Origin of the sequence: Collinsella aerofaciens (genome assembly GCF_040910265.1) — a bacterium.
Classification (GTDB): Bacteria; Actinomycetota; Coriobacteriia; order Coriobacteriales; family Coriobacteriaceae; genus Collinsella; species Collinsella aerofaciens_BK.
Genome location: NZ_JBDGAW010000007.1, coordinates 42,078 through 59,529 on the forward strand (window position 1 = coordinate 42,078; position 17,452 = coordinate 59,529).

Annotated in this window: 13 protein-coding genes and 6 tRNA genes; all 19 read left to right on the forward strand. The window is 57.7% G+C overall.

Going from position 1 to position 17,452, the window contains the following annotated elements:
• The first annotated feature begins 263 nt into the window (after positions 1-263).
• The 19 genes from AB5Z14_RS04515 to nrdD all read left to right on the forward strand — a co-directional run bounded on the left by AB5Z14_RS04515 (position 264) and on the right by nrdD (position 17,155).
• Positions 264-353 (forward strand) — tRNA-Leu (locus AB5Z14_RS04515).
• 59 nt (positions 354-412) lie between these two features.
• Positions 413-2,758 (forward strand): GAF domain-containing SpoIIE family protein phosphatase, encoded by a 2,346-nt coding sequence (locus AB5Z14_RS04520; RefSeq protein WP_368130476.1) that lies wholly within the window; start codon positions 413-415, stop codon positions 2,756-2,758.
• 78 nt (positions 2,759-2,836) lie between these two features.
• Entirely contained in the window at positions 2,837-3,583 is a 747-nt protein-coding gene (locus AB5Z14_RS04525) for an anti-sigma factor antagonist (protein WP_035138879.1), read from the forward strand.
• A gap of 105 nt (positions 3,584-3,688) precedes the next feature.
• A tRNA-Gly gene (locus tag AB5Z14_RS04530) sits at positions 3,689-3,764 on the forward strand.
• Positions 3,765-3,798: 34 nt separating this feature from the next.
• Positions 3,799-3,872 (forward strand) — tRNA-Cys (locus AB5Z14_RS04535).
• Between the two features lie 42 nt (positions 3,873-3,914).
• Positions 3,915-3,990 (forward strand) — tRNA-Gly (locus AB5Z14_RS04540).
• A 523-nt stretch (positions 3,991-4,513) separates the two neighbouring features.
• On the forward strand, positions 4,514-6,247 hold the full coding sequence (locus AB5Z14_RS04545; protein ID WP_368130477.1) for a glycoside hydrolase family 13 protein: 1,734 nt from the start codon (positions 4,514-4,516) through the stop codon (positions 6,245-6,247).
• 141 nt (positions 6,248-6,388) lie between these two features.
• A tRNA-Gly gene (locus tag AB5Z14_RS04550) sits at positions 6,389-6,464 on the forward strand.
• 3 nt (positions 6,465-6,467) lie between these two features.
• Positions 6,468-6,542 (forward strand) — tRNA-Val (locus AB5Z14_RS04555).
• Positions 6,543-6,838: 296 nt separating this feature from the next.
• Positions 6,839-7,327: a 4'-phosphopantetheinyl transferase family protein gene (locus tag AB5Z14_RS04560; RefSeq protein WP_158551577.1), complete on the forward strand. Its 489-nt coding sequence runs from the start codon at positions 6,839-6,841 to the stop codon at positions 7,325-7,327.
• A 29-nt stretch (positions 7,328-7,356) separates the two neighbouring features.
• Positions 7,357-7,974 carry a TetR/AcrR family transcriptional regulator C-terminal domain-containing protein gene (locus tag AB5Z14_RS04565; protein WP_368130478.1) on the forward strand — a complete coding sequence of 206 codons (618 nt, stop codon included), beginning with the start codon at positions 7,357-7,359 and terminating at the stop codon, positions 7,972-7,974.
• A 321-nt stretch (positions 7,975-8,295) separates the two neighbouring features.
• On the forward strand, positions 8,296-9,582 hold the full coding sequence (locus AB5Z14_RS04570; RefSeq protein WP_368130479.1) for a thiolase family protein: 1,287 nt from the start codon (positions 8,296-8,298) through the stop codon (positions 9,580-9,582).
• Positions 9,583-9,620: 38 nt separating this feature from the next.
• Positions 9,621-10,043 (forward strand): Zn-ribbon domain-containing OB-fold protein, encoded by a 423-nt coding sequence (locus AB5Z14_RS04575; RefSeq protein ID WP_117583871.1) that lies wholly within the window; start codon positions 9,621-9,623, stop codon positions 10,041-10,043.
• 116 nt (positions 10,044-10,159) lie between these two features.
• Positions 10,160-10,393, forward strand: a complete 234-nt coding sequence (locus tag AB5Z14_RS04580) for an acyl carrier protein (RefSeq protein ID WP_117779247.1) — start codon at positions 10,160-10,162, stop codon at positions 10,391-10,393.
• Between the two features lie 5 nt (positions 10,394-10,398).
• Entirely contained in the window at positions 10,399-11,406 is a 1,008-nt protein-coding gene (locus AB5Z14_RS04585) for a phosphate acyltransferase (RefSeq protein WP_117779248.1), read from the forward strand.
• Positions 11,407-11,409: 3 nt separating this feature from the next.
• Positions 11,410-12,522: a butyrate kinase gene (gene buk, locus AB5Z14_RS04590; RefSeq protein ID WP_368130480.1), complete on the forward strand. Its 1,113-nt coding sequence runs from the start codon at positions 11,410-11,412 to the stop codon at positions 12,520-12,522.
• A 74-nt stretch (positions 12,523-12,596) separates the two neighbouring features.
• Positions 12,597-13,796, forward strand: coding sequence for an MFS transporter (locus tag AB5Z14_RS04595; protein ID WP_117655267.1), 1,200 nt, complete (start codon positions 12,597-12,599; stop codon positions 13,794-13,796).
• Between the two features lie 100 nt (positions 13,797-13,896).
• The gene (locus AB5Z14_RS04600; RefSeq protein ID WP_117583875.1) at positions 13,897-14,364 is read left to right on the forward strand and encodes a hypothetical protein; all 468 of its coding nucleotides are present in this window, start codon (positions 13,897-13,899) and stop codon (positions 14,362-14,364) included.
• A gap of 568 nt (positions 14,365-14,932) precedes the next feature.
• A complete protein-coding gene (nrdD, locus tag AB5Z14_RS04605) occupies positions 14,933-17,155 on the forward strand; it encodes an anaerobic ribonucleoside-triphosphate reductase (RefSeq protein ID WP_117779251.1) in 2,223 nt (740 codons plus the stop codon).
• The last annotated feature ends 297 nt before the right edge of the window (positions 17,156-17,452 follow it).

A 17,452-nucleotide genomic window follows, 5' to 3' on the forward strand; every position in this document is an offset into this window, starting at 1 on the left:
GAATCGGTGCTGCCTCCCGGCGCATTCCGCAGGGGGAGCGATATTTTGCAGCACGAAGTGCGCAGCAAAATATCGCTCATGCCCGAGGACGTGCCGGGAGGCAGCACCGATTCGGGGCCGGACATGCGGATCTACCTGCGCAATTACAAATTCGTAAACTTTTTTGAAAAAAGTGCTTGCACAGTTCTCGAATCATAGGTTATTATCTTCCTCGTTGAACGCGCGGGTCCAACAAAACGAAGCGCGAATCAACAACATAGCATGTCGGAGTGGCGGAATTGGCAGACGCGCTAGCTTGAGGTGCTAGTGACCGCTTTTTGGTCATGCGGGTTCAAGTCCCGCCTCCGACACCATCGCATTTGAGAAGCCTCTTCGGAGGCTTTTTTGTTACCGATAGACGGTGGGGTCCACGATGGAAACGCTTGAACGCAACGAGTGGGCAGACGTTGCCCAACTAGTCGAGATCACGAGCGATGCTGTCATCATCTGCGAGCTCGACGGAACCATTCTGCATGTGAATAATCGCTTACTTGGTTTTATGTGCGAGGAACGCGCCGACGTCATCGGTGGAGATGTTAAAGACGTCCTGTACTCGTCCTCTTTTGAACGTGCGACGGAACATCGTCTGCCATTTGAAACTGATGGCTCCGAGAACGAACTGATGCTCAAACTGAGTGACGGCTCTTTTATTCCCGTCTTGGTTCGTGCGGGCTCCGTAACGCCTCCACGCATCTTTGGGCGCCGCGCACCACGTGTCCTGGTGGCGCTTCACAGTATCGAGGAACAGTATTCTCACGACCGGCAACTCAAGCGTGCGTTATCGGAGCTTAGAGTGGCGAACAAGCGTCTCTCTGGCACGCTCTCGGTCATTATGAGCACTGTGGGCTCCGATGAGTTACCCAGCCTGCTTGATACCGTTTTGAACCAGCTTGTAGGAACGCTCGATGCTTCGGGTGCCGCTATCTATTTTTCTGAGAGCGGCGGCTTTAAGCTTCGCGGTGTTTCCAAGGAGCTGCTCGACAGCTACCTGCCCGAGTTTTTGCCGTATGGCGCTGGCATTCCGACGTATGTTCTTCGCGAGTCGCGTGCTTGTCGCTTGTCGATTCAACAGGACCTTGAGGGCGATAAGGCCGCCTCCGGTATGTTCATGGACCTGGATAATCGTTCTAAGCACCTGTTGCGCATGCAGGATATGCCTCCGTACCGCAGTGAAATCTGTCTTCCCGTTTTTTACGGTACGCAGATCCTTGGCGTGCTGGAAGTTGGTTGGAAACGCCCCCAGGCACCGCTCGCCTATGACGTTAATGTGCTCGAGGTCATTTGCGATTACCTGTCTATCCAGCTGGTCGGCATGGCATCGAGCCTTCGCTCCCGTCGCACGGCCGAGCTTGGTCGTTCCCTCAATGTGCTGCGTGATGAGTTGTTTACCTTTCTAGACGATTCCGCCGCGGCTACCCAGGCGGTGTCGTCCGAGATCTGCAATATGCTCAACTGCCATTTTTGCCCTGTTGAGTATGACGCCAGTCTGGATTCCTACGTCATAGATTTTGAAGGCGGCAGTCGCGTTGCTTTGCCGGACGATCCCGAGAAGTTTTTCTTTTCCACGACGGCGCCAGCGGCACGTCTGGGGGCTGCCCCTGATGGCTTTGAGGCATCTGTTTTGGGCGGCACGAGTGCCGAGGACCTTAAACACGTCCGTATAACTCGCGTTGACGAATCGATGCCTATGGGAGGCTGGCTTAGAGCGCATGGCCTGCCTTGCCAGGGTCTCTACGTCGACGCCGGCATCGAGGCGGGGCGCCCACGCCCTGAGGGCGATGGCAAGCACAGTAACGACGCAATCGTTCCTGCTTCTGTTGCGAAGGGGCCGACGACGCGTGCGCTGCTGCTTCGTGATGGTAGCCAAGAGCCGATTGATGACCTTGAATATGACTACTTGGTGCACTTGGCTCATGACTTTGAACTGATCTATGAAGGCGAATCTCAAAAGCGTGAGGAGCGCCATATCGCTCAGACCCTCCAGATTGGCATGAGAAATTCACTGGGGGATGTTCCGGGAATCGCCGCCGATTCGGTGTACCTGTCGGCCACGAACTCGGCGTTGGTCGGCGGCGATTTCTATACGCTCATCCGTCTTCCCGACGATTGCGCCGTCATGATTCTGGGCGATGTGTCTGGCAAAGGCATTGAGGCTGCATCGATGTCCGCACTCGTCAAGACGGCCCTGACGGCATATGCCTGGGAGGGCGCTGGACCGGCCCGCATGGCACGCTCCCTTAACAGCATGCTTATGGGCTTTTCGAGGGTCGAGACGTTCGTGACGGCCTTTATCGCCAAGATTGACCTTAAAGCCGGACGCGCAACGTATTGTTCGGCGGGCCATCCTCCGACCATGGTCATCAGGCCAGAGTCGATGCCGCTGGGTGGCGGCGAGGCTCGTGGGGGAGAGGTCGAGCTGCTTGGATGCCAATCGGGGGTAATCGGTGCCTTTGAGAGCATGGTGTACGAGACAGGCGTGTTTACGTTCGCTCCTGGTGACATGCTATTTATGTACACCGACGGAACAATCGAAGCGCGTGACCGCTCGGGTGCTTTCTTTGGCGAGCAGCGCCTTCGCGACCTTCTGCTCTCTGTCTCGGGTGAGGGCGTGTCGGGCATTTGCGGCAAGGTCTTGGGCGAGCTTGACCGATTTACCGAATCGGCGCTGGACGATGACATTGCATTGGTGTCCCTTGAGTTTTTACGGGGTCGTTCATAGACGACGCTGGGCGGGCTGAATCCGTACGGTTGGGGAAACGAATGCATCGAGTGGGCTTTTTTGGGGAACCATGGTCGTATGAATGAGTGGAATGACATAGCGGTTTTGACGCCACCAGGCGATATCGACATCGCCACGGTGCCTGCGCTGCGTCGGCGGTTGGATGCTTTGATTGGCCGCGGCGTGCGTCGTGTCGTCATCAACTGTCAGGCTGTTAGCTTTATCGATTCGACGGGCTTGGCATTCCTGCTTACGCGCGCTCGTGAGCTCATGAGGCGAGAAGGCCTGCTTTCGCTCGTCAATGCATCGGGTGAAGTTGTTCGCTTTTTGGAGATTGCTCGTCTTGTCGATATCCTTCATGTCGCGGGGCCGGCACGGGAGTCTATTCCCGCCATTCCGGTGGGGGAGCTGCCTCGCTGGAGTAAGAGCGTCGAGGTCCGTCAGGGTATCGAGAATCTTCCATACTACCGACATCGCATCGCCGAACTCCTTGAATCGCTTCCGTTGCGCCGTGACGAGCGCTACGATGTCGCATTGGCGTCGGGGGAGGCGCTGGGTAATGCCTATGACCATGCGGGCGGTATCGGGTGCGTCCTGACGGTTCAGGCCTATGGCGATCGCGTTGTGGTTGAGGTACTTGATCGAGGTGTCGGCTATTCTATCGATGAAACGAGCGAACCGGTCGCATCAGAGGAGCGCGGCCGTGGTATCAAGCTTATGCGTATGCTCGTCGATAACGTGGAGGTTGCTCGTCGTACGGACGGCGCCGGCACGCGCGTGCAGATGGTGAAGCTGTTTAGCGGAGCGCTGGAGTCGTGTGCCTAGCCAATCGCTTAAGCGCGTTTAGCTACTAAGAACATGCGGCAGACAAGTTTTTTGAAAAAAGTACTTGCGTCTTTTGGACAACTCGCGTAAATTAATAACCCGCAAGCGGACATGGCTCAGTTGGTAGAGCACAACCTTGCCAAGGTTGGGGTCGCGGGTTCGAGCCCCGTTGTCCGCTCCATTGCATTTCCGGATCGTTTAGGCGGTCCTTTTTCGGCGAAGTGGCCAAGTGGTAAGGCAGAGGCCTGCAAAGCCTTTACCCCCGGTTCGAATCCGGGCTTCGCCTCCAAGCAACATCCGGGCGCTCCGGCGCCCGTTTTGTTTTACATATGCGGACATGGCTCAGTTGGTAGAGCACAACCTTGCCAAGGTTGGGGTCGCGGGTTCGAGCCCCGTTGTCCGCTCCAAACGCAGCAGCCCGACTACTACGGTAGCCGGGCTTTTTCGTACCCATCGCTTGGGCTCGAACCCGAGAGGGAGCGAGCGTTAAGCAAACGCGGAGCGTTTGTAGCGAGCTGGCGAGGACGCCGGCAGGCGGCCGAAGCCGGTGCGGATCCGCGAAGCGGATGCGCGGACGCCCCGTTGTCCGCTCCAACTATCTTACGCGGTTCTAACGAACCGCGTTTTTTGTTGACGCTGCGCGAGCCCCGGGTACCCCATCTTGCCCCTTAATCGTCGGTCGCGTACATAAAGTACGCTTCCCTCCTCTTTCGCGGCAACCTGGGGCACCCGGAGCCCGCTCGCTGTCGTGGCCGGGGGAGTGGGTCTTCCGTTCTTTTCACTAATCGGTCGATTCGTCCCGGGAGGTTCGAACCCGAGAGGGAGCGAGCGTTTTGGGGCGTGGCTGTGGCGTTGTTTGCCGCGAATGTCCGCTTTGGGCGTATCATCGTGGGCATCTCGCAAAACCTCGTTGCAAGGGAGTCGCACCCCATGGCTACAGAAAAGTCCTCTTCGCGCCCATGGATGTCCGATGCCGCGATTTATCAAATCTACCCGCGCTCGTTTAAGGATTCGACTGGTTCGGGTCTGGGCGATATCGCGGGCATTACCCAGCAGATGGACTATCTTGAGCGGCTGGGTATCGAGGCCATCTGGCTGAGCCCGTTTTACCCATCGCCTCTCGTCGATGGCGGCTATGATGTGGCGGACTACTGCGATGTCGACCCACGTCTCGGGTCGCTTGACGACTTCGATGACATGATCACTGCGGCTCACGCGCACGGCATCAAGGTCATCGTCGACATCGTGCCCAACCATTCGTCCAACCAGCACCCCTGGTTCAAAGCCGCTCTTGCCGCCGGCCCCGGATCGCCCGAGCGCGCCCGTTATATCTTCCGTGATGGTCGCGGCGAGCATGGCGAGCTGCCTCCCACCAATTGGAATGCCAACTTTGGCGGCCCCGCCTGGACGCGCGTCGCGGACGGTCAGTGGTATCTGCACATGTTTACGCCCGAGCAGCCGGACTTTGACTGGTCGTGCCCCGAGGTTCATGCGTTCTTTTGCGACGTCCTGGCGTTTTGGAGCGATCGAGGCGTCGATGGCTTTCGCATTGATGTGGCGCACGGTCTCGCCAAGGATCTCGACCGCGATGACCTCGACCGGTGGCATCTCGCCGAGGGCGATGACATGGTTGACGACGGCACCCATCCGCTGTGGGACCGCAACGAGGTCCACGAGATCTATCGCGAGTGGCGCCGCGTGTTCGACCGCTATGATCCGCCACGCAGCGCCGTTGCCGAGGCGTGGGTGCTGCCCGAGCGCCAGTATCTCTACGCGCGTCCCAGCGAGCTTGGCCAGACATTCAACTTTGAGTTTGCCAAGGCCACTTGGACCTATGATGACATGCACGCTGCAATCGAGGAGGGCTTGAAGGCAGCTATAGAATCCGATTCCGCCTCGACCTGGGTGCTCTCCAACCACGACGTGCCGCGCGTGGCGACGCGCTATGCCCTGCCGCAGATCAAGGCGACGCGCTACCACCAGATTGCGCTCGACTGGCTCTTACGCGACGGGTCGTCTTATGACGAGGACCGTGAACTCGGCGAGCGCCGCGCGCGGGCGGCCCTTTTGCTCGAGCTGGCGCTTCCGGGCTCGGCATACGTGTATCAGGGTGAGGAGCTCGGCCTTTTTGAGGTGGCCGATATCCCGTGGGCCGCACTCGAAGATCCTACTGCGACCAATACGCACGGACCGAAGCGCGAGAAGGGGCGCGACGGCTGCCGTGTGCCCCTGCCGTGGGTGGCGGCGGACGATCCCGCGCAGGGCGGATCGTTTGGGTTTTCACCGGCGGACGCCGATGCGGCGCCCCATCTGCTGCAGCCTGCATGGTTTTCCGATTACGCTGCCGATAGGGAAGAAGCGGACCCGACATCGATGCTTGCGCTCTATCGTGACGCCCTCTGGCTGCGGCGCAAGCTGCGCGGGTGCGCCAACGATCTTAAGTGGCTTGATCTTGACGGACGCACCGGCCTTGCGGATGGTGCCGAGGGCGCTGAGGGTGGCGTCATCGCCTATCGCCGCGACAACGGCTGGGCGTGTGTGACGAACTTCGGTGCAGCACCCGTGGAGCTGCCGGCGGGCAGGGTCCTGCTCACCTCATCACCGCTTGTAGACGGCAGGCTCGCGCAGGACAGTTCTGCCTGGATCATGCTCGCTGAGTTGTAGGGGCCTCTTGCGGCGAGTTTGCGTTTGCCTGTGCTTTCCGTGGTGGCTGATGTCTTTGCGAGGTTCGCGAGGGCGTCGCAAAACTTTTCAAAAAAAGTTCTTGCATAGGATGCGGGTATCACGTAAGATTAATCCTCGTAAGCGGACATGGCTCAGTTGGTAGAGCACAACCTTGCCAAGGTTGGGGTCGCGGGTTCGAGCCCCGTTGTCCGCTCCATTTGGGCGTTTAGCTCAGGGGGAGAGCGCTTCCCTGACACGGAAGAGGTCAGAAGTTCAAATCTTCTAACGCCCACCAAATGTTCGCAGCCCAGAGGCTATGTCCTCTGGGCTGTTTTGTTTTGGTCGCCAAATGGGTCGCCAAATCGTCGGCAAAAGGTACCTCGATTCATGAAAGAGCGGTTCTGAGCGTCAGTTTAGCCTTGTCATCTCAATCGAGTGGGGTTGACCATTTTGAACATAACCGTGCACCTCGTTGACGTTTCTGCGATCGATCCCGGCGAGACCGTTGATATGGCATCAATCGCGGGACGTTATGCCTCGCGTGCCTCCAATGGTGATCTCCCCATTGCGTCTCGGAGGGAAGCTGCGGGCGTGGGTCTGCTGCTTCGCGACGCCCTGGGTGTCTTCGACGACACCCAGCTTGCGCGTTCTGCTTTCGGCAAGATCGAGCTTGCGGATGGGGAGGCCCCCTCTATTTCCATTTCACATGGCGGAAGCGTGGCCGTCCTCGCTGTTTCCGATGTTGCTCGGTCGGTCGGAGGACCTATTGGCGTGGATATCGAGGCGGTCGATGAGATTGTACCTATTGCGGTTGAGCGTATGGCGAGCTCAAGGGAACGGGCGTGGATTGACGCTGCGGCAGATTCGCAGGAACGCGCCTTTCGGCTGTGTCGGGTTTGGACGCGTATCGAAGCCGTCCTGAAAGCGGAGGGGTCCGGCTTTTCAATCGATCCCCGCAAAGACGGGTTGCCGAGCGGATGGTTTACTTCCTCGGTGGTGTTTGGCCAGTGTGTCATCTCTTGTGCAGCGCGTTCTATGCCCCATATCGCCATTGAGGAGCATGCCTTTCGGGTAGCATAGTAGCCAATCGCCAACAGGGGAGGCCTTCTATGTCACTGAACGCTAAAAACGATATTGCTTCGCGGATCGAAGGCGCCGTCTTTGAACTTATGGCGACAACGCCTGTGCAATCGATTAAGGTCACCGACGTACTCCGTCTTGCCCATACATCAAAATCAACCTTCTATCGTTGTTACCGCTCTGTCGATGATGTGGTCAAGCGCTTTGAAGATGAGCTGCTCCAGAACATGCAAGACATTAACGACGTTGCCCTTGAGGCTCGTTTTGGTGATGCGCAGCTTGATCCCACGCCCACGATGATCAAGCGCATGGAAATCCTCAAGGCCAATCGCTCGAAAGTCCTGGCGCTTAACAGCGATAACGGTGATCCCGTGTTTGCACACAAGGCAACGATCTTCATGCATGACTATTTTCGCGATCGTTTGCGGCCGACGTTTTCAGATGAGACGGACCTCGATCTGTATCTTGCTTTTGCGCTTGCGGGCCACCATAACCTCATCCAGTATTGGCTCGAAGTCCGGCCTGACCTTGAGGCACGAACCGTTGCCGCCGCGCTCAATCGCATGTTCTACGCACCGCTCTTTGTCGACGATGCATCGCGCCATTGGCATCCGCGGATCCCTGATTTCGATAATACGCTCGGATGAACGGTCGCTATTTACGGGTAAATGGTTAGATCTATGGCGGTGTCATAATGATTTGCCGAATCCTTGCATTATTGATAAGACCATTTACCTGCTATTTGGAACGTTTTTGCCCTATGGGTCTCAAATGATGGGACACATAGGGCCTTTTTGTCCCATACGTCCTGTCTTGCCCCTCGTAAACTAAAGTCACGTTCAAGAGAACCACTGCAGTAGTTCAACGTGTGACGGCACAGAAAAGCCGCGAGCGCTCTCTCACCTTCGCTCGCGGCTGGACTGCGCCATCACTCCGTACACCTTCACATGATTAGGATGTGATATTCAGTGGTTACGCTCGGAAAGAACATGCGCAGCGTCTCGATTGTAGGCGTGGGCTGCACCCCGTTCAAGGATTTTGAGGAACATCCCGAGACCCAGGGTATTGGCGAGGGCGAGGCGTTTGGCTATGCGGCCCTCGAGGCAATTACCGATGCCGGTCTTGAGCCCCGCGATATCGACTTTTTCTATCACGGCAGCGCCAATCCCTATCTCGTTGGCGATTGCATTACCCCCAACATGCAGGTTGCCGATTGGTTTGGCGTTCGCGCCAAGGGTTCCGTCCATCATTCCGAGGCTTGCTGCACGGGCTACGTCGCCCTTGAGCAGGCCGTGATGGCAGTCGCCTCCGGTGCCTACGATGTCGTCCTTACGGGTGCCTGCGATTTGGCTTCGACCCTTCCCGTTGAGCATATGCCCTCGCATATTCGCCAGGACTTTACGCTCGACGTCATGATTCCCTCGCTCGATAAGATCTATGACCGCGCGTATGGTCGCCCGCTCGATGGCGCCTTTGGCGTGTCGTTCGACAACTGGATCAACGAGTATTCGATGCAGTACGACCTTACCGCCGATCAGATCGATGACGCCCTGAACGGCCTTACCAAGAGCCTTCGCCGCGGTGCCGTCCTGAATCCCCTTGCGTGGTATGAGACCACGGTCGAGGAGGATGCGAAGGCAGCTGGGTTCGATACCGCCGACGAGTATCTCAAGAGCATGTACAACCCGCGCGTTACGCAGTACCTGCGCGTTACCGGCTTTGAGAAGAAGTGCGACGGTGCCGCCGCTGTTGTCGTGATGCCCACGGAGAAGGCCAAAGCCATGGGCATGCCGTATGCGCCTATTGAGGTGCTGGGTACGGGCGCCTCTGCCGTCGAAGCCGGCCTGCTTCACAACGAGCACTGGGCTACCGAGCTTGCTGCCAAGCAGGTCTACGACCTTACCGGCGTGAGCCCCGATGAGATCGACCTGTTTATGTGCAATGACTTCTTCCTGGCTTCCGAGATCGTCTCGGCCGAGGAGTGCGGCTATATTCCGCGCGGCGAGGCTTGGAAGTATGCGATCGATGGCCGCACCGCTTTTGACGGCGATAAGCCCATCAACCCGCACGGTGGCCGTTGCAACTTCGGCCACGCTCATGGCGCATCCGGTATCGCCGATATCGTCGAGGCCGTCAAGCAGATGCGCGGCGTCGCCGGTGCAACCCAGATGAAGAAGATTCCTGAGACGGCCTTCCTGCGCGGTTTTGGCGGTTCTCAGAATGTGCGCTGCCAGATTCTTCGTACCGTCGCCTAAGCGACCGCGGTTTTCGATTTCCCATAAGGAGTATTCTCATGCAACTCAAAGATATGGAGCCCGTGGTCAAGAAGTTCTACACGGGTCTTGAAGAGGGCATCTATTGGGCACGTCAGTGCCCCGAGTGCGGAGCCGTCGAGTTTCCGCCTCACCTTGCCTGCAATGCCTGCGGCTACCACAAGACCGATTGGGTCCAGGTTTCCGGTCACGGCCATCTGATCGATTTTACCCTGCCTGGTCCGCAGAACGACAAGCCCTACCTCAAGGAGTATGGCAAGTACGCCTACGGCGCCGTCGATATTGACGAGGGTTCTCAGTACACCTACGTCATCTACGGCATTACCAAGAAGAAGGCCCCCGAGATCCGCGCCAAGCTCATGGCGGGCGAGACCGTGGGCGTCCATGCCAAGGTCATCGACCGACCGGGCTACAAAGAGCTCACGTTCGAGCTTGACGACTAGGCTTTCACACTAGGCTTTCACCCCTATAACAATTCGCTTCCTCTCTTAGGCCACGGCGGGACCCATGTCTCCAGCCCGCCGTGGCTACCCCTCTTTTTAATTAGAAAGGCGCCATCATGAACGAAGAACTCACTCAGCAGATCTGCGATTTTGCCAAGTCCGCTTACAACTATGACGGTGATGTGACCCCCGAGACGACGTTTGAGACCCTGGGCAAGGGCTCGATGAAGATGATCGCCCTGACCTCCATGATCGAGAACGAGCTCGATGCCGAGGTCCCCGTTCGCGAGGTCATGGTCATGAAGACCGTCGGCGAGCTTATCGAGCGCACTGCCGAAGAGATGGAGTAGCTGCCATGGACCTGATGCAGACCCTGCGCGAGCGGGCTGCCGCCAAGCCTATGCGCGTTGCTTTTCCCGAGGGCGAAAACGAGACCATGATGCAGGCGGTCGCAAAGATCGCCGCCGAGCATCTTGCCGAATGCGTGCTGGTCGGCGACGGCAGTAAGCTCAAGGAGCTTGCCGACGAGCGTGGTATCTCCCTTGACGGCATCGAGATTGTCGATGTGACCGACGAGGAGGCGAACGCCGCTTGCTGCGAGCGCTATCTTTCGCATCCGGATTGCAAGTTTAAGCCCAAGGGCGCCGCGCGCCGTATGACGCGTCCGCTTGAGCGCGCCCTGATTTTGCAGGTACTCGGCGATGTCGACGTAATGTTCGCCGGCATCGATAACGCCACGGGCGATATTATCCTGGCGGGACAGACTATCGTCGGCCTTGTCGATGGCGTCGATACCGTAAGCTCTTGCGGCATTGCCGATATTCCCAACTGGACTGGCGGCGAAGGCGGCCTTTTGGCTTTTGGCGATTCTGCCGTTTGCGTTGACCCCACGAGCGAGGAGCTTGCCTCAATCGCGATTTCGTCGAGCGAAACGGTGCGCTCGCTGACCGGATGGGATATCCGTTGCGCGCTGCTTTCGCATTCGACTGACGGCTCGATGGATAACGAGCTTGTCGACAAGGTACGCCGCGCTCGCGAGATTGCCAACGATCGCCGTCCCGACCTTGCCATCGATGGCGAGTTCCAGTTTGATTCGGCGATTAACCCCAAGGTTGCGGCCAAGAAGGTACATCGTGAGTCCGCTGTTGCGGGACAGGCCAACGTGGTCATCTGGCCTGATATCAACGTGGGCAATATCGGCGTCAAGATCATCCAGAACCTGACCGGCGCCAATGCTTACGGCCCCATGCTTCAGGGCTTCAAGAAGATCGTGTGCGATTGCTCGCGCTCTGCGCCCGTCGACGAGATCGTCGGCAACGTGGTGATGAGCTGCGTGCGCGCCCAGGCGCTTAAGGAGGCTTAGGGTATGTCCGATAAAAAGACTCCCTGGCGCGTCCTGGTAATCAACCCGGGTTCCACTTCCACAAAGGTGGGCGTTTTTGAGGGTGACGAGTGCAAGCTCAGCAAGAACGTTGCACACGACGCGAAGGACCTCGCCCAGTTCGATGGGGTTTCGGCTCAGATGCCGTATCGCTGCGATCTGATTCTTGGAGCACTGGATGAGGCGGGCCTGAAGCTCGAGGACTTTGATGCATTTGTCGGTCGCGGCGGCGGCTTGCTTTCGCTGCCCGGCGGCACGTATGCCATCAATGAGGTCATGCTCGAGCATGCCCGCGTCGGTGCGAACGGCATTCAGCACCCGGCGCAGCTGGGTCCCCAGATTGCCCATGAGTTCGCTTCAAAGACGGGCAAGCCCTCTTTTGTGGTGAATCCTCCCGATACCGATGAGCTATGCGACCTCGCACGTATGACGGGCATTAAGGGCGTGTATCGAAACGTGCACCTGCACGCCCTTAATCTTAAAGAGACCGCCATCCGCTATGCGGCAAAGCTCGGTCGCGCATATGACGAGTGTAACTTTATTGTTTGTCATATCGGCGGTGGCATTTCGATCTCTGCTCACCTTAAGGGCAAGATGGTCGACGGCAACGACATCGTCGGCGGCGAGGGCCCCATGGCGCCGACGCGCTGTGGCTCGGTCCCCGCAATCGAGGTCGCGAAGTATACGGCGGAACATGGCCTCGACGTTGCCCGCGCCCATTGCATGAAGACCGGTGGCTTCGTTGACCTTTTGGGTACGTCCGATGCCATCGAGGTGTGTGAACGTGCCGCTGCGGGCGATAAGGCTGCAGCACGCGCTTGGGATGCAATGGTTTACCAAATCTGCAAGTGGATTGGCGAGATGGCCTGCGTGCTGAAGGGCGACGTCGACGGCATCTTGCTCGGAGGCGGCATGGTCCACAGCAAGGAGCTCGTTGCCTCGATTGAGGAATGCTGCTCTTGGATCGCTCCCGTATCGGCTTATCCCGGCGAGTTTGAGCTCGAGGCGATGGCGTCTGGCGCCTGCCGCGTGCTCGATGGTGTCGAGGAAGCGCTCGTGTACAGCGGAGAACCCGTGTTCACCGGATTCAACGACTAATAGTGCTGTGTTTGGGGCGGCCGCTGGTGATGTCTGGCCGCTCCGACCCTTTTCTTTAAGTGTAAGGATGGATCATGGATAAAACCAAGATCAAGTACCTGGTGGGCATTTACGCAGCCGCCATGTGCATCATGGGCATGCTCGTGCCCGTCCCTATCGTGGCCTCTGTTGCGGCGGCATTTCCCAACGAAAACATCGCTGCCGTCCAGATGATCATCGGCATCATCCCGTTGATGATGGCGTTGTCCGCCATGCTCGTCTCTTCACAGCTTGCCTCTCGCGTGTCCAAGAAGAAGACGACGCTCGTCGGTCACATTATCGTGATGCTGGCAGGCGCCTCGGTGCTGGTGTTCCACGACTCGCTCGGCCAAGTCTTAGCGGCTTCTGCTGTCATGGGCCTTGGTCTCGGCGCCGTGCAGAATTCAACGGACGCTCTTATCGCGGATTACTTTGGCGGAAAGCAGCGCTCGTTTGTCATGGGCATCTACTCCACTTTTGTTGCACTGGGCGGCATTATCTGGACGATGGTTTCCGGCATCTTGGGTTCTGCCGAGTGGTTCCACAGCTATGCGGCGTACTTCATCATGATCATTTTCATCGTAATCGAGGCTGTTTGCCTTCCTGAGGGTCGTCTTGAGCCCAAGCGCAAGGTCAACGTGTTTGCCAATATGCCTAAAGAGGTCGCGATTATCACGCTCATGAGCTTTGTGTTCGTACTTACGTTCCAGCTCTTCAGCTCCAACGTTTCGCTGCTTGTTGTAGGTCGCGGCTTTGGCGGTACCGTGGAGGCCGGTCTTGCCTCTACCGTTATGACCGTTGCCGGTATTGCGGCTGGTCTTTTGGTCGGTCCGCTGTTTGCCAAGTTTAAGAACCTGGCTATGCCGATCGCGTGGGGCGTGACGCTCGTCGGCCTGGGCCTGACGCTGGTTGCGCCCGCCTTTATGGTGCTGTGCGTTGCGGGTTTTGTCGTTGCGCTGGGCAAGGAGACCTACGTGCCGCTGGAGGGCAATTTTGCCGCCGGCAACTCTGCCCCCGAGGGACGTGCGTTTAACCTCGCCATTGGCATGGCAGGTATCAACTTTGGCATGGCATTGTCTCCCATTGTGTTTGAGGCCGTGACGTCGCCGTTTGGTGCAACGATTGACCAGAAGTTCATCGCCGGCATGATCGTCTGTGCGGCTTGTGTCGTCTTTGGCGCCATTAAGTATCGCAAGCTCACCCCGGCCCAGCTTGCCGAGGCCGAGAAGATGGCGGCCGGCGGCGAGGCGGAGTAGCCGCTCGAGTAGTTGCTTTGCCGTACATCATGTTTTATCGGGGCCGCCGACATATGCCGGCGGCCCTCTTTCTATCAATGACTTTGAAAGGCTTACGGCTATGAAGTTACCTGTCAGGCGCGTTATCGGTATTCTCAACGGCTTCTTTAACCCGCTATTGCTCTGCGCGTTTCTCCCCATCATTGAAGGGGCGCCTGGCTTGGATCTGACGGGCCCCACGGGCTTTTGGGGACAACTCATCGTGGCCACGGTGATCGCCGAGGTTCTGAGCGCACTCCCGCTGTTTGGCAAAACGGTTGGTATGTGCCTGGACTTTTTTGGTTTTGAGCAGGGGAGTGCATCACACAAGATCGCCGGTACGGTCATCGGTGCCACGCTCCTTTTTATGGTGATCGGTTTTGGCGAGATTGCCTTCCAGGGAGGATTCGGAACGATTGAAGGCCGTACGTTCTTCGCGCGTTGGGCCGGCCTCGTCACAAAGGGATGGGCCTTTGTGGTTATCGCCGGCGTGCTGCTCGATCCCTTTACAGCGGCTCTCGGCCGCATGATGGTTCGCGAAGAGAGGTAATAGATCCTCGCCTATCGAATGCCGGCGGACGGGGCGCCGGGGCTGTAGTCTTCCGAGCGTTTACAGTCCTGTCGCTCTGTCCGCCGGCATTCGACCGCAACATGTTGGTCAAGCATAATCTTTTGGATTCTTTTGGCGTGAGCGGCTTGGTTTTGGTAGGATTTGTCGGCGGCGCGGTTGAGGGGGTTTCAAAACTGCCGTGCAGGTAGTCGAGCTGATAACGTTTTAGCACTCTGCCAAGAGCCCTTCATTTTTAATGCGTTTGCAAAATGACTAATTGCTTTGACCTGCTGAAACACTATATGTTGTGTTTGACCTAAAAAAAGAATACAGGATATAGATGCCTCTTTGTCGTATGATAGATGGCGGACAGAGAACGAAGACCTTAACTGCCTCTTTTGAACGTGTCCTTGAGCCGCTTGATCGGCTTCTGGGAATGTCCGCATGGAGGCTTATGGTTTATCGAGAACACAGATTGCGCGACGGCGCCGCAAGACAGGGACAGGCCCTGCCGGGCATCGTTTGGCTCTGAAGCGCAATGAGGCTACGATGCGAAAGAGGCAAGAGGATGAAGATCATCAAGCGCAGCGGCACCGAGGTTGTCTTTGACATCGATAAGATCGTCAATGCCATCCGCGCCGCCAACTTGGAGGTCGAGGAGAGCTCTCGTCTAACCGACCGCCAGGTGGTTTACGCGGCACAAAACGTCGCCGAGGCATGCGAGAACGCGGGCCACACCGTTTCGGTCGAGGAGATCCAGGATTTGGTCGAGGACGAGATCATGCGTCTCGACTGCTACGAGGTTGCCCGCCACTACATCATCTATCGCTATGTTCAGAGCCTGAAGCGCCAGAAGAACACGACCGACGACAAGATTTTGTCGCTGATCGAGTGCAATAACGAAGAGGTCAAGCAGGAGAACTCTAACAAGAACCCGACCGTCAATTCCGTCCAGCGTGACTATATGGCCGGCGAGATTTCCAAGGACCTGACTCAGCGTGTGCTGCTGCCCCAGGAGATCGTGGATGCCCACAATGAGGGCCTGATCCACTTCCACGATTCCGACTACTTTGCCCAGCACATGCATAACTGCGACCTGGTGAACCTGGAGGACATGCTCCAGAACGGCACCGTTATCTCGGGCACGCTGATCGAGAAGCCGCACAGCTTCTCGACTGCCTGCAACATCGCGACGCAGATTATCGCCCAGGTTGCTTCCTCCCAGTACGGCGGCCAGTCTATTTCGCTGACCCATCTCGCCCCCTTTGTTGAGGTGAGCCGTCAAAAGATTCGCGGCGAGGTTGCTCGCGAGCTCGAGGAGCTCGGTGTTTCGGCATCTGCCGAAAAGGTCCGTGAGGTCGTTGAGGACCGTCTGCGTGACGAGATCCGTCGCGGCGTCCAGACGATTCAGTATCAGGTCGTGACCCTTATGACCACAAACGGCCAGGCGCCGTTTGTGACGGTCTTTATGTATCTCAACGAGGCTCGCTCAGCGCAGGAGAAGCACGACCTTGCCATGATTGTGGAGGAGACGCTTCGTCAGCGCTATGAGGGCGTTAAGAACGAAGCCGGTGTGTGGATTACCCCGGCATTCCCCAAGCTTATCTATGTACTCGAGGACGATAACGTTCACGAGAATTCCCCGTACTTCTACCTGACCCAGCTGGCTGCCAAGTGCACCGCCAAGCGCATGGTGCCCGACTACATCTCCGAGAAGAAGATGCGCGAGCTCAAGCTGTCTAAGGGCGAGACCGCCGGCAACGGCGATTGCTACACCTGCATGGGTTGCCGTAGTTTCCTGACGCCCGACCGTTCGGGCAACGGCTTTAACAATGTCGCCAACGCGCTGAACTATGACCCGACCAAGCCTAAGTACTATGGTCGCTTTAACCAGGGTGTTGTGACCATCAACCTGCCCGATGTCGCGCTGAGCTCGCATCAGGACATGGACAAGTTCTGGAAGATCTTCGATGAGCGCCTTGAGCTGTGCCATCGTGCCCTGCTGTGCCGTCATGAGCGCCTGATGGGCACGCTTTCGGATGCCGCACCGATTCTGTGGCAGTACGGCGCCCTGGCGCGTCTGAAGAAGGGCGAGACGATCGATAAGCTGCTCGTGGGCGGCTATTCCACCATCAGCCTGGGGTATGCCGGCCTGTATGAGTGCGTCAAGTACATGACGGGCCACAGCCACACCGAGAAGGAGGGCACGCCCTTTGCCATGGCCGTCATGCAGCGCATGAACGACAAGTGCGCCGAGTGGAAGGCCGAAAGCGATATTGACTTCTCGCTGTACGGTACCCCGCTTGAGTCGACGACCTACAAGTTCGCCAAGTGCCTGCAGCGTCGTTTTGGCATCATCCCGGGCGTGACGGACAAGGGCTACATCACCAACAGCTACCACGTCCACGTGTCCGAGGAGATCGACGCATTCGACAAGCTCAAGTTCGAGGGCATGTTCCAGCAGCTTTCGCCGGGCGGTGCCATTTCCTACGTCGAGGTTCCCAACATGCAGGACAACCTCAAGGCTGTCATCCGCGTGATGCAGTACATCTACGACAACATCATGTACGCCGAGCTCAACACCAAGAGCGACTACTGCCAGGTGTGCGGCTACGATGGCGAGATCAAGATTGTCGAGGATGACGGCAAGCTGGTGTGGGAGTGCCCCAGCTGCGGCAACCGCGACCAGGAGAAGATGAATGTCGCCCGTCGCACGTGCGGCTACATCGGTACCCAGTTCTGGAACCAGGGTCGAACCGAGGAGATCCGCGACCGCGTGCTGCATCTCTAATACCGCTCCGGGGCTGAACCGAGAGGGCCGCTTGGGCATTTGCTCGCTATTTCGGACAGTCCTGCGCAAGACGAAGGCCACATTAAGTGGCCTTCTTTGCGTGCGGAACTCATATCGAGCAAAAGCCCAAGCGGCCCTCTCGGCTCAGCCAAGTTGACGTAGCTGAGATGCAGCGCGCGGTCTGCTCACTCCTCGAAGTTCTTAGCGGAAATAATTCGAGCTGCAGCTGCGATTTACTTGCGATAGCGGTTGAGCCGCAACCCAGTTTTTATTGGACCTCGAACCCTATGCTCGATG

Bases quoted from the DNA above. Each gene is read 5' to 3' on its own strand.
- AB5Z14_RS04525 (WP_035138879.1), top strand. From the start codon at position 2,837: ATGAATGAGTGGAATGACATAGCGGTTTTGACGCCACCAGGCGATATC.
- AB5Z14_RS04600 (WP_117583875.1), top strand. From the start codon at position 13,897: ATGAAGTTACCTGTCAGGCGCGTTATCGGTATTCTCAACGGCTTCTTT.
- AB5Z14_RS04565 (WP_368130478.1), top strand. From the start codon at position 7,357: ATGTCACTGAACGCTAAAAACGATATTGCTTCGCGGATCGAAGGCGCC.
- AB5Z14_RS04595 (WP_117655267.1), top strand. From the start codon at position 12,597: ATGGATAAAACCAAGATCAAGTACCTGGTGGGCATTTACGCAGCCGCC.
- buk (WP_368130480.1), top strand. From the start codon at position 11,410: ATGTCCGATAAAAAGACTCCCTGGCGCGTCCTGGTAATCAACCCGGGT.
- AB5Z14_RS04545 (WP_368130477.1), top strand. From the start codon at position 4,514: ATGGCTACAGAAAAGTCCTCTTCGCGCCCATGGATGTCCGATGCCGCG.
- nrdD (WP_117779251.1), top strand. From the start codon at position 14,933: ATGAAGATCATCAAGCGCAGCGGCACCGAGGTTGTCTTTGACATCGAT.
- AB5Z14_RS04520 (WP_368130476.1), top strand. From the start codon at position 413: ATGGAAACGCTTGAACGCAACGAGTGGGCAGACGTTGCCCAACTAGTC.
- AB5Z14_RS04575 (WP_117583871.1), top strand. From the start codon at position 9,621: ATGCAACTCAAAGATATGGAGCCCGTGGTCAAGAAGTTCTACACGGGT.
- AB5Z14_RS04585 (WP_117779248.1), top strand. From the start codon at position 10,399: ATGGACCTGATGCAGACCCTGCGCGAGCGGGCTGCCGCCAAGCCTATG.
- AB5Z14_RS04580 (WP_117779247.1), top strand. From the start codon at position 10,160: ATGAACGAAGAACTCACTCAGCAGATCTGCGATTTTGCCAAGTCCGCT.